Origin of the sequence: Aquimarina agarilytica ZC1 (assembly GCF_000255455.1) — a bacterium.
Taxonomy (GTDB): domain Bacteria; phylum Bacteroidota; class Bacteroidia; order Flavobacteriales; family Flavobacteriaceae; genus Aquimarina; species Aquimarina agarilytica.
In genome coordinates, this window is the sequence record NZ_JH621263.1 from 19,941 (window position 1) to 33,927 (window position 13,987).

Consider the following 13,987-nt stretch of genomic DNA (forward strand, 5'->3'; position numbering starts at 1 on the left):
TATTCATAAAGGTAGTAACAGGTCTTATAAAATACCTGGATATTTCGCAGCTTGTGGTAATGCCGCTAATAATAGCTGTACTTCAGGAAATAAATGGAGAGTAAATTTTTCTCCTGATCAAATTGGTGGTTGGAACTGGAAGGCATCCTTTAAAAAAGGTGCTAATGTAGCCATTAATGGAGGTGGATCTGCTGCCGGGTTTATGAATGGTAAATCTGGTTCTTTTGACATTGCCGAATCTAACAAATCTGGAAAAGACTTTAGAAATAAAGGCCTAGGAAGATTACAATATGTTGGTGAACATTATTTAAAACACACTGGAACTAATCCTACTAGTCCAAATGGACCTTGGTTTTTAAAAGCTGGTGCAGATTCACCCGAAAATGCTTTTAATTATGTTGATTTTGATGCTACACCTAGTTTTAAAAATAACCTAAACAAAATAGGAAGTAAAACATGGCAACCCCACCAAAGAGATTATGCTGCAAATGATGCACAATCCTACACATGGAATAATAATAAAGGAACCGAGATATTAGGTATGATTAACTATTTATCGGGACAGGGAGCTAATGTTGTTTCATTCCTTACTTGGAATGCTGGTGGTGATGGCGGAGCCGTTTTCCCTCATTTATTAAAAGGTTCAGTAGCCGACTATGAAAAAAATGGTGGCAACAGAAATGCACAATGGAATAAAATGCACCATAACCGTTTTGATGTTTCTAAAATGGATCAGTGGGAAAAAGTAATGGAATATGCCGATAAAAAAGGGATGTACTTGCACTTTAAAACCATGGAAACAGAAAATGACAACAAAATGGATGGTAATAAATTCGGTAACGAACGTAAAATCTATTACCGTCAATTAATTGCTCATTTTGGACATCACTTAGCCTTAAACTGGAATTTAACAGAAGAAACTACAATTCCTGATAATGTGGTAAAATCAACTGCTTCATACATTAAAAACATTGACCCGTATGATCACAACATTGTTATCCATACCTTTCCAGGAAAACAAGATCAAGGATACAATCCTTTAATAGGAAATCAATCCGTATTAACTGGAGCTTCAATTCAAACAGATAAAAATAAAGTTCATAATGATGTAAAAAGATGGATTGAAAAGTCAAGAAAAGAAGGCCGAAAATGGGTTGTTGCCAATGATGAACAAGGAAGTGCTGGACAAGGAATTAGAGTTTCTGATAAAGAAGTGAGACATAAAGTGCTCTGGGGAACACTAATTGCAGGTGGTGCTGGTGTTGAATATTATAGTGGTTACACGGATGATGATGGAGACATCAATGGAAATGATCATCGTAAGAGAGGTAGAAAATATAAAGAAGGAAGTTATGCTTTAGCTTTTTTCAATACACATTTACAAGCCTACATGGTAGACATGAATAGTGCCGATAATGTAACTGCCGATGGAAAAGATTATGTATTAGCTAAAAACGGCGAAATATATGCTATTTACAGACCTAATGGTGGAAGTACAGGTCTAAATTTACCTAATGGAAATAATAAGTATGATGTACAATGGTATAATCCTAGAACTGGTGGTAACCTTACTGCTAAAAAAACATTAGGAGGAAATTTAGTTGCCCCTGACAAAGAAGATTGGGTAGCTTTAATTACCAAAAAAGGAGGAGCAACACCTAGTACAACACCTGTTGTTACACCAAACCCTACTCCAACTCCGACCCAACCTACTACACCAACAAATCCTAATTGTAGCAATACAACTTTAGCTGCATTAAGTGATTTTACTAATTTAGCTATTAACGGTTTTTCTCCTGCGTACAAGGATAATGCTAGGAAAGCTTTAGGTATAAACGCAGCACAACACAAAAATAAATTTGCTGCTGCTGAAACTAATTTTTCTGGACAAACAGGAACTTATAACATTAAATTAAATACACTAGCTGAACTAGATGGCGAAAGCACCTATCGTTTAAGAGTTAATGGTACATTAATAGGGACATATAAAAATCCAGAAACTACAACTGATTATTCTCCAGCTGGAAAAACATTTACTAATGTAAGTGTGAAAAATGGAGATAAAATTAGAGTTGAATTTAGTTCACATACAAATGGTAAAATTCCTGAAAATGGAGGAACGGCTTTTTCTAGAGGAAGATGGACGGGTCTTGAGTTTATTTGTACTGGTAGTACTACTCCAACTACACCAACAACTCCTGTAGTTACTCCTAATCCTACTACACCTCCAGTTACTACTCCTCCTACAACACCATCAAAACCAGATACCACTGGTGGATACAGTCCAATTCATGATGCTTATTTAGAAGGCAATAAGAGTTTTAACACGAGTATTGTTCGTGTCGAAGGAAATGAGCGTACAGCTCACTTATTATTTGACCTATCAAAAGTTAAAGGAAAAATTACTAAAGCAAGTCTTGAATTCACTGTAAATGGTGATGCTGGAAACGGAACTGTTAAAGTATACAAAGGAACTTCAACAAATTGGACCGAAACTAACTTATCTGCAGCTAATGCTCCAGGTAAAGGGAAGGAACTAGGTAACACTTCTGGAACTTATACTATAGGAAAAGGAATAAGTATACCACTTTCTGCCAATGATATTTCTAAAGGAAAAATTTCACTAGTTGTCGAACAAACTAGTGGTAACGATTTTGCTTTTTCATCAAAAGAAAATGGTAACGCAACTGCTCCTAAGTTAATTCTTGACATTGAACAAAATGTGGAAAAAACAACCAAGTTTAATGCACTTCAAGATGCCTTTATGCAAGGTGATAAGCGCTACAACACCGAAATGCTTAGAACCGAAAATGGAAAACGTACTACTTACTTAAAATTTGACTTACGTAAAGTAAATACGATCAAAAATGCAAACCTGGAACTTATAGTAGATGGTGATGCTGGTAATGGTACTATTGAAGTGTACCAAGGTACCGATAGCGGTTGGACAGAATTTAACTTAAACAAAAGTAACGAACCTACCACATTAAAAAAAGTAGGAAGTACTTCTGGTAATTTTACTTTAGGCAAAAAAGTAAACATTAAGTTAACTAATATTGACAAGAAAAATTACGTTACATTAATTGTTAAGCAAACTAGTGGTAATGATGTGGCTTTTGCTTCTAAAGAAAATGGAAATAAAGGACCTAAATTAGCACTTACTTACACTGAAAATACCGGAGCTAAAATTGGCGTTGAGGACTTTAACATTAATGTTAATGTTTACCCTAACCCAACGGTAAATAGTGTAACTGTTTCTTCCGAAAATTTATCACAATTATCAGCTATTAATGTATACGATTTAAATGGTACATTATTAAACAAAGTGATTATCGATAAAGAAAAACCTGAAACAGTTATCGATCTATCGAATTATAGTAATGGTATTTATTTATTAAGTCTACAAAGTGACACAAATAAATTAAAGATTATAAAAGTGGTTAAAGAGTAATTAATCAAATCACATACAGTTTAAAATTAGTTTTAAACTATCTAACAAGACCGCCTTGCCATAGTAGCGGTCTTGTTTTTTTTATATTATCACAAGGATTCAATAGAATAGCATCATTTTTTCTTATAGAAAAATACAGCTACATCATTATAAACTTTACGTAAAGTAATCTTACTCTTCAATCTACCAATACTGTAAAATTAATTTGAGTAATATCTTTCTTACTTAATTTATTAGCTATTAAAAATCCCCCCATAAAAGACAGCTTAAAAAGTTAAAATTCTATTTAATTAAGCTCCTCTAAAACTGTGGACGGTAGCACTTTTTTAACCTATTGATTTACCTTCATAAATAGCTTAAAATTGTATTAGTTAACAAAACATATACAGAAACCAACTCATAAAATTTAACCACATGAGACAAAAATTTTCACTATTTCTAATAAGTATATTATGCTTTTCAAGCATGATAAATGCTCAAAAAATTACCGGCGAATTAAAAAAATGGGAAAAAGTAACCCTTAGTGTTGATTTACCTGCTTCTAATCTTAATGAAAGTGCTGACACTTTTAAAAATCACCGAATGGATGTTGTTTTTACAGATCCAAACGGAAGTAAAATTAGAGTACCTGGTTACTTTGCTGCCGATGGTAATGCTGCAAATTCAAGTTCAAAAAGTGGTAAAACTTTTAAAGCCATTTTACGTCCATACATGACTGGACCTTGGAAGTATGAAATATTGTATTATACAGGAACTGATGTCGCTTTAAAAAATGTAAATCAACTTCCTAGTCCAGCACAAAAATTAACAGGAAACGTTGGTGATATTCAAAACAACAACGTAACTGCTCCAGATTTACGTGCTAAAGGAAGACTAACTTACCGTACTGCAGGTGATGTAAATTCTAGACGTTATTTACAATTTTCAGAGACTGGGGAATTCTTTTTAAAAATTGGCCCAGACTCACCAGAAAACATGTTAAACTATGATGAGTTTGATTTTGATGCCAAATTAAACAAATGTGGACTTTGTCCAACTCATAAATTTACTCCTCATAAAAATGACTACAAAACGGGAGATCCAACATTTAAAAACGGAAAAGGTAAAAACATCATTGGTGCATTGAATTATATTAAAAAACAGGATATGAATTCCTTTTCAATGTCTCTGTATGGAGGTGATGATAAAAATGTATTTCCTTGGGTGAACCTAAACAACAAATTTGTTTTTGATGTTTCAAAATTAGATCAATGGGAAGTGGTTTTTGATCATGCCGAATCACTTGGATTAGTTATGCACCTTAAATTAGCAGAAAACGAAAATTGGGATAAACTTAATGCTAATGAAATTAGAGCTCAATATAGAGAAATGGTAGCTCGCTTTGGACATCACTTAGCTATTGAATGGAACATTTCTGAAGAATATCGTGGTGCCGCCCAATCCGCAATGGCGCGTATCAACTTTTTAGAAGCTATCGATGCTTACCAAAACCCTAGAGTAATTCACACCTACCCAGGAGAACATAGCAAATATGATGAGTGGTTAAAATTAGGAGCTAAACTAACGGGTGCTTCTATTCAAAGTGCGAGTAATCCTAATGATGCCTATGATGGTCGAAGCGGTATTTTAACTTGGATTAATAAATCGAAAAACAATAATACGCCATGGGTAGTATCTTCGGATGAACAAAATCCTGGTAGTACTGGTATATTTAATAGTAAAAGCATTAATGATAAAACTGTTAAAAAAAGCGCTAGAACACATTACTTATGGAAAAATCTTATCGCCGGAGGACAAGGTGTTATGTGGTATGGTGGTGGTGAAGGAGACTTCAAAACCGAAAACTTTGATCGTTTTAGCACCTTATTTGAATGGTCAAGACATGCCTACAAATTTTTTAAAGAAAACAAAGTTCCTTATTGGGAAATGCAAAATAATGACAACCTAGCAGATGGTAAAAACAATCATGTTTTAGCTGGAGCAGGTAAAACATATGTAATTTACCTTGAAAAAGGAGGAAACACTCAATTGAATTTGAATGGAATTACTGGAAAATTTAATGTTAAATGGTTCGACCCAAGAAATGGTGGAAACTTAAAAGATGGAAGCGTAACTACAATTTCTGGTGGTGCTAAAAGAGGAATTGGTAACCCTCCAAATAATGCAAATGATGATTGGGTTGCTTTAGTTACTAACACAGATAATTCAGCAACCATTACTAATCCTCCAGTGGTTACCAATCCTACACCAGAACCAAACGTTCCTGTTACAGATGATTGTAAAGAAAAAATATTTGAAGAAAACGAAGGAGTAATTGCTATTGAGGCCGAAGATTTTTTTGAACAAACAAAAATTAGCAAAAGAGAATGGTTCATTTTTGATGGATCTACTAAAAATACTCCTAAACCAGACCCAGATGGTGATCATTCTGAAGGAGCAAGTAACGGTAAGTATATTGAATTACTACCAGATACAAGAGTAGTACATGCTGATCCTTTAGAAAATGGAGTAAGCTTTACAAACACTCCTGGCGAAGCTGCTATTATAAGTTATAAAGTCAACTTTAAATCTGCTGGTAAATATTTTGTATGGGTACGTGCGTATTCTACAGGTAGTGAAGATAATGGAATACATGTTGGTCTGGACGGGAATTGGCCGGCATCTGGAGCTAGAATGCAATGGTGCGGCGGTAAAAACAAATGGACTTGGGAAAGCAAGCAACGTACAGCTGCAAATCATTGTGGGGAACCCGAAAAGATTTTCTTGAACGTACCTAGTGCAGGTTTACATACGGTATCTTTTTCTATGCGTGAAGATGGTTTCGAAGTAGATAAAATGATATTATCAAAAACTTATAAAAAACCAACCGATGCCGGAACATTTGCTTTAGTAAATAACTGTAATGACACTACACCTACTACTCCAACAACTCCGACAAATGGAAGTTGTAATAAGGTAACTTTACAAGCAATTGATGATTTTAGTAATCTAAATATCTCAGGTTTTTCTCCTGCATACAAAGATAATGCGCGAAAAGCTATTGCCATTAACGCAGCTCAACACAAGGATAAATTTGCTGCTGCAGAAACTAGTTTTACGGGAGAAACAGGAACCTATAATGTAAAACTAAATACACTTGCAGAACTTGATGGTGAAAGCACGTATCGTTTAAATATTAATGGTAAACTAATAGGAACCTATAAAAATCCTGAAACAACTACTGATTATGCTCCTGCTGGAAAAACATTTAACAATATAAGCGTTAAAAAAGGAGATAAAATTAGAGTCGAATTTAGTTCACACACTAATGGTAAAATTCCTGAAAATGGAGGCACTGCTTTTTCTAGAGGAAGATGGACAGGAATTGAATTTATATGTACGGAATCAACACCTCCTACTGCTCCTACTACTGGAGTTAAATCAATAACACTTTCTCCTATTTATGATGCCTTTTTACAAAATGGAGTAAACAATAACACTAATGAACTTAAAATAGAAAAAGGGAAACGTGTTGCTTATTTAAAATTTGATCTGAGTGCGGTTACAGGTACCATAAATGCGGCTAATTTAGAGCTTAACGTTTCTGGTGATGCTGGTAATGGAATCATTAAAGTATATCAAGGTAAAGATACTAATGGATGGACCGAAACAAACTTAGACAATACCAATACGCCAACAAAAGGAAGTGAGCTAGGTAGTCTTGATAAAAATTACCCTTTAAATAGTAAAAACTCCATTGCTTTATCAGACCTTAATAAATCTAATTTTGTCACATTAATTATAGAAATGGAAAGTGGCAATGATGTTAGTTTTGCTTCCAAAGAAAGTGGAAACAATGGCCCAAAATTAACTATTACCTATACAGAATCTACCTTATCAATAAATACCCCTGATGTAGACAATGAAGTTAGGGCCTCTATTTTCCCTAATCCAACTACTGATTATATAAGCATTAATTCTGCAAATTCATCTAAATTAAAATCAATTAAAGTATTTAATTTAAACGGAATACTATTACAAGGAATCTCTAATACTCAAATAAATAATGAGACTAATATTGATCTTTCAAATTACAGTAATGGAATTTATTTAATTAGCCTACAAGATGCTAAAAACAACATAAAAATAATTAAAGTTATCAAAGAGTAATTATTTTTTCACTTATTAAATCTAGGCCGCTTTTTTGTTAAAAAGCGGCCTATTTTATTGTATCAATTTCTGTGGAATTTGAAAATTCTTACGCTAATTTATATTGGTATATTTTTCTAAATTTAATTTGAGTAATATTTTTCTTACCACTATTGTTACCTAGCCTTATTACTCCCTTTAAAACACACCTTAAAAAGTTAAAAATACAATTAAAAGCCCCTTTAAAAACAAGGTTACGGCTGGCTTATTTACCCCTATTGTTAGGCCAAAATAAATGCCTTAAAATTGTAGTTATTAAAGCAATAGTTTTTAGAACAAAACACAAACAAACTAAAAAAATGAAACAAAAATTAACAATGTTTTTGATATGCTTGCTCAGCGTATCCAACCTAATCAACGCTCAAAAAATTAGTGGCGAATTAAAAAAATGGCACAAAGTGACCCTAAGTGTCGATTTACCTAGCGCTAACTTAAATGAAAGTGCAAACACTTTTAAAAATCACCGAATGGATGTAGTATTTACAGATCCAAATGGTGGAAAAATTAGAGTTCCTGGTTATTTTGCTGCCGATGGAAATGCTGCTAATTCAAGTTCAAAAAGTGGTAAAAATTTTAAAGCTATTTTACGTCCTTACATGACAGGTGCATGGAAATACGAAGTGTTGTATTATACAGGTACAGATGTAGCACTTAAAAATGTAACCCAACTACCTGCTCCTGCCAAAAGATTAACTGGTAATGTTGGTACTATTCAAAACAACAACAAATCAGTTCCTGATTTGAGAGCTAAGGGTAGATTAACTTATAAAACTTCAGGAAACAATAACTCAAGACGTTACCTACAGTTTGCAGAAACGGGTGAATACTTCTTAAAAATTGGTCCAGATTCACCTGAAAACTTTTTAAATTATAATGAGTTTGATTTTGATGCTAAATTAAATAAGTGTGGTCTTTGTCCAACACATAAATTTGCGCCACACAAAGGGGAATTTAAAAATGGAGATCCTACTTTTAAAAACGGAAAAGGTAAAAACATAATAGGGGCATTAAATTACATCAAAAGACAAGGAATGAACTCTTTCTCTATGTCTTTATACGGAGGTGATGACAAAAATGTATTTCCTTGGGTAAACCTTAATAATAAATTTGCTTTTGACGTTTCTAAATTAGACCAGTGGGAAGTTGTTTTTGATCATGCCGAAAAGCTTGGTTTAGCTATGCATTTTAAATTAGCTGAAAATGAAAACTGGGATAAATTAAATGCAAATGAAATTAGAGCTCAATACCGTGAAATGGTAGCTCGTTTTGGACATCACTTAGCTATTGAGTGGAATATTTCTGAAGAATACAGAGGTGCAGCACAATCTGCTATGGCACGTATTGACTTTTTGGCTACAATTGATGCTTACCAAAACCATAGAGTTATTCACACCTACCCTGGTGAGCATAGTAAATATAATGACTGGTTAAGATTAGGAGCTAAATTAACTGGTGCATCAATTCAAAGTTCTAGAAATCAAAATTACAGAGACGCCTATAATGGTAAAAGTGGTATTCTTACTTGGATAAACAATTCAAAAAACAACAATACTCCATGGGTAGTAGCTTCAGACGAACAAAACAGTGGTAAAACAGGTATTTTTACCGATGAAAAAATGTCTACAAAAAGTGTAGTAAAAGAAGCTAGAACTATCATTTTGTGGAAAACCTTAATTGCAGGTGGACAAGGTGTAATGTGGTACGGAGGAAGCAGAGGAGACTTCCAAACAGAAAACTTTGATCGTTTTAGCACTTTATTTAATTGGTCTAGACATGCTTTTAATTTCTTTAAAGGAAATAAAATTCCTTATTGGAACATGGCTAACAATGATAAATTAGCTAATGGTAATAATAATCACGTATTGGCCGAAGTTGGAAAAACTTATGTCATATACCTTGAAAATGGAGGTAATACGCAATTAAACTTAAGTGGTGTAAATGGTAACTTTAATGTAAAATGGTTTGACCCAAGAAATGGTGGAACGCTTAAAAATGGTAGTGTTACCCAAATTTCTGGTGGAGCAAAAAGAGGTATAGGAAACCCACCAAATAATACAAATAATGACTGGGTAGCTTTAGTTACAAACACAAACAATACGGTAACTAACCCAGCACCTCCAGTAGTAGTTGGACCAGTAGCTGACCCAAGCCCAAACCCTTCGGTTACTCCTCCTACAAATGGAAATTGTAACGAAAAAATATTTGAAGAAAACAATGGAGTAATTGCTGTGGAAGCCGAAGATTTTATTAGTCAATCAAAAACTAGTAAAAGAGAATGGTTAGTACTAGATAAAAACACAAAGAATACACCAAAACCTGACCCTGATGGAAATCATGCCGATGGCGCTAGTAACGGTAAGTATATTGAATTACTACCAGATACAAGAGTAGTACATGCTGATCCTTTAGAAAATGGAGTGAGCTTTTCAAACACTCCTGGTGAAGCTGCTATTGTAAATTACAAAGTAAACTTTAAGTCTGCCGGAAAATACTTTGTTTGGGTACGCGCTTACTCTACAGGTACTGAGGACAACGGAGTACACGTTGGTTTAGATGGAAAATGGCCTGCATCTGGTGCAAGAATGCAATGGTGTAGTGGAAAAAACAACTGGACATGGGAAAGTAAACAACGAACTGCTGCTAATCATTGTGGGGAACCTGAAAAGATTTTCTTAAATGTGACTAGTGCAGGTGTTCATACTGTATCATTCTCTATGCGCGAAGATGGTTTTGAAATTGATAAATTCATATTATCAAAAGCTTACAAAAAACCTTCAGGTCAAGGAACTAAAGCTATTGCTGAAAATTGCACAAACAATCCAGCACCCGCTCCAACTCCAACACCTACACCAACTACCCCTAAGCCTGCTCCACAAAATCCAACAAATGGAAATTGTAGCAATTCAAGCTTAAATGCAATTAATGATTTTAATAAGTTAAATGTGAATGGTTTTTCTCCAGCATATAAGGATAATGCAAGAAAAGCGATTGCCATTAATGCTGCACAACATAAAAATAAATTTGCTGCTGCAGAAACTAATTTCAAAGGTGAAACAGGTACTTACAATATTAAATTAAATACACTTGCTGAACTTGATGGTGAAAGCACGTATCGTTTAAGAGTAGGTGGTAAGTTAATTGGTACTTACAAAAACCCTGAAACAACAACTGATTACTCTCCTGCAGGCAAAACATTTAATAATGTAAGTGTTAAAAAAGGAGACATCATTAGAGTGGAATCAAGCTCTCACACTAATGGTAAAATTCCTGAAAATGGAGGAACTGCTTTTTCTAGAGGAAGATGGACTGGAATTCAGTTTACTTGTGTGGCTGCTAATCCTACCCCTGAACCTACAACTCCTAATCCTGAACCGACTCCAAAACCAACAACTCCTACTCCAACAACAAATGGAGATGTTATTATATATGAACACTGTAATTTTGGGGGAGAAAGTTTAGCGCTTAATGTTGGTAACTATTCGAATTTTAATAATTTAAAATTCTCAAATGATCAACTGTCATCAATTAAAATAGCATCGGGTTATACTGTACAGTTATTTGCAAATAGTAATTTTAACGGAAAATCTATAACACTAAAAGCCAATAATGCTTGTTTAATTGGGGACAATTTTAATGATATAGTTTCTTCTATTAAGGTTTCTAAAACAAATGAAGCTAAACCTGTTACTAAAACTTTTAACGCCTACCAAGATGCATTTATGCAAGGATCAACTAGTTTTAACACAGAAATACTTAGAACCGAAAATAGAAAACGTACTACTTACTTAAAATTTGATTTACGTAGTGTTAAAGGTGCTATTAAAAATGCAAACTTAGCACTTATAGTAGATGGTGATGCTGGTAATGGTACTATCGAAGTTTATCAAGGTGTTGATAAAGGATGGACAGAATTAAACTTAAACAAAAACAATGAGCCAACCAATATCAAAAAATTAGGTAGCGTTTCTGGAAACTTTGCTTTAGGTAAAAAGATCGATATCAAGTTAGCAAACATTGATAAGAAAAACTATGTGACTTTTATTATTAGACAAACAAGTGGTAACGATGTTGCTTTTGCTTCTAAAGAAAACGGAAACAAAGGACCTAAATTAACACTTACATATGCTAACAATAATGGCGCTAAAATTGGTGCCGAGGATTTAAATATTACTGCTAAAGTATATCCTAATCCTACTGCAAATACAGTAACTGTTAATTCTGAAAACTTATCATTATTAGAATCTATTAATGTATACGATCTAAGTGGTACATTATTAGAAACTGTGAATATTGATAAAGAAACTACAGAAACTTCAATTGATCTTTCTGCTTACAGTAAAGGAATTTACTTATTAAGTTTACAAGGTGCTGGAAACAAATTAAAAATTGTTAAAGTTATCAAGGAATAACAACTTTTCAAATCAAGTTGCTTGATAAAAAGGACCGTCTTAAAAATTAAGACGGTCCTTTTTCAATGGTACTAATAATAAGATTTACAGATAAACCTAACTTAATGTGATCTCATATTGATCTGTTGATAATAACACTAAAGTACATGATGCTTCAAATGGAATGGAAGCACGCTGAAGCAACTCAAATAATTCTGGATTTTCTGTCCCTGGATTAAAAATAACACGCTTTGGTTGAAGAGCTATAATATAATCATAATACTCTGGTTGACGTTTAGGGTTTATATAAAGACTCACCGTATGCACATCATCGAGTAAAGGTTTTCCTTTTACTATGCTTACATCTTGTACCTCTCCTTCTCTTAACCCTATCGCTACAGTTGGGTGCTTATAGTTTCTTAACTTATTTATTGCTTTATTCGAGTAACGTTCTTCTTTTAATGAAGCTCCTATTACTAATGTTTTTAATGGCATATATTCTTTTTTGGGTATTGGTAGGTCAACCTATTCAAAAATTACAATTTTAACTTTATCCTAATTAAGCAATGAAATATTTGATTATGATCAAATTTGGGTTCTGATTAGATTTCCTTTAGCAGTATTAGTGTATCAATCAGTTTTAAAAGTCTATGATTAAAGAACTCAACCTAAAAAATGTTAAAATCTATTTTTTCTGTAATTATATCGAACCTTATACGTCTATAATAATAGATATTAGAATAGTTAGTTGGTTAGTTAATTTTTACCCTTTTGTTCTTCATTGATTTAGATGATTGATTAGTAGTTAGTGTTAGTATGATAATTTTCAAAAGGGTAAAAGAAAGCCGCAGAGAGTAGTTAACTCTGCGGCTTTCGTTTTTTTATTCTTTTAACAAAAAAAATAACTACCACTTAATCAAAGCACTAGCCCATGTGAATCCACTACCAAAGGCTGCTAACACTACCATATCACCTTCTTTTATTTTACCAGATTCCCATGCCTCTGTTAAGGCAATTGGAATAGAAGCCGCAGTTGTATTTCCGTATTTTTGAATATTATTAAATACTTGATCATCGGTTAAACCAAATTTTTTCTGTACAAATTGTGAAATTCTTAGGTTAGCTTGATGCGGGATCAGCATGTCAATATCTGTAGGGGATAACTTATTTTTTTCAAGTCCCTCCATAATTACTTCCGAAAAACGAACTACAGCATTTTTAAATACAAATTGTCCATTCATATATGGGTAATAAGTAATATCGGCATCGGTAGCTGTCTCATGCTCTTCTATTATTTGAGGCACCCAATGCTCTGTACTTGGACCTATCATAGCTAACTCTTTAGCATGTTTCCCTTCACTATGCATATGTGTTGATAACACCCCTTGGTGATCATGTTCACTTCTACTCAATACGGCTGCCCCTGCTCCATCACCAAAAATAACAGAAACAGATCGCCCTCTAGTAGTCATATCTAAACCACCACTATGATTTTCACTTCCTATAATCAATACATTTTTGTACATACCAGTTTTAATATACTGATCGGCTACAGAAAGCGCATATATAAATCCACTACATTGATTTCTAATATCTAATGCAGGAACGGTAGGTAACCCTAATAAATCCTGTACTTGCACTCCACATCCAGGAAAATAATAATCTGGACTTAATGTAGCAAATACAATAAGTTCAATAGCATCTTTATCAATTTTAGCTCTTTCAATAGCTATTTTAGCTGCCTTTACCCCCATAACTGCAGTAGAATTCCCATCACCTGCCTTTATATGACGACGTTCCTTTATACCTGTACGTTCTTGAATCCACTCATCATTAGTATCCATTACTTTTGAGAGATCGTCATTGGTTACTACATTTTCAGGGACATACATTCCCAATCCAGTAATTTTAGAGCTATACATATTTTCAATTAAATTTTCTAAATAAATAAAATAAAGAT

General features: G+C 33.6%; 5 protein-coding genes. 3 read left to right on the plus strand and 2 right to left on the minus strand.

Translation table 11 applies throughout. The features are described 5' to 3' along the window. The 3 genes from KQA_RS19600 to KQA_RS0211000 form a co-directional block, all read left to right on the plus strand. The coding region (locus KQA_RS19600) for a CBM96 family carbohydrate-binding protein (RefSeq protein ID WP_157366658.1) at nt 1–3,451 on the plus strand (3,451 nt) is incomplete at its 5' end. A gap of 414 nt (nt 3,452–3,865) precedes the next feature. Then, nucleotides 3,866–7,600 (plus strand): CBM96 family carbohydrate-binding protein, encoded by a 3,735-nt coding sequence (locus KQA_RS0210995; protein ID WP_040396291.1) that lies wholly within the window; start codon nt 3,866–3,868, stop codon nt 7,598–7,600. A 338-nt stretch (nt 7,601–7,938) separates the two neighbouring features. Then, complete coding sequence (locus tag KQA_RS0211000) at nt 7,939–12,048, plus strand: CBM96 family carbohydrate-binding protein (RefSeq protein ID WP_157366659.1); 4,110 nt, start codon at nt 7,939–7,941, stop codon at nt 12,046–12,048. 96 nt (nt 12,049–12,144) lie between these two features. On the opposite strand, the gene KQA_RS0211005 is transcribed toward KQA_RS0211000, so the two are convergent. Both KQA_RS0211005 and KQA_RS0211010 read right to left on the minus strand, forming a co-directional pair. After that, nucleotides 12,145–12,522 (minus strand): CoA-binding protein, encoded by a 378-nt coding sequence (locus KQA_RS0211005; protein WP_010181072.1) that lies wholly within the window; start codon nt 12,520–12,522, stop codon nt 12,145–12,147. Between the two features lie 410 nt (nt 12,523–12,932). After that, the gene (locus KQA_RS0211010) at nt 12,933–13,949 is read right to left on the minus strand and encodes a 3-oxoacyl-ACP synthase III family protein (protein ID WP_010181074.1); all 1,017 of its coding nucleotides are present in this window, start codon (nt 13,947–13,949) and stop codon (nt 12,933–12,935) included. Between the last annotated feature and the right edge of the window lie 38 nt (nt 13,950–13,987).

Coding starts and splice junctions, on each gene's coding strand:
- KQA_RS0210995 (WP_040396291.1), top strand. CDS start 3,866: ATGAGACAAAAATTTTCACTATTTCTAATAAGTATATTATGCTTTTCA.
- KQA_RS0211000 (WP_157366659.1), top strand. CDS start 7,939: ATGAAACAAAAATTAACAATGTTTTTGATATGCTTGCTCAGCGTATCC.
- KQA_RS0211005 (WP_010181072.1), bottom strand. CDS start 12,522: ATGCCATTAAAAACATTAGTAATAGGAGCTTCATTAAAAGAAGAACGT.
- KQA_RS0211010 (WP_010181074.1), bottom strand. CDS start 13,949: ATGTATAGCTCTAAAATTACTGGATTGGGAATGTATGTCCCTGAAAAT.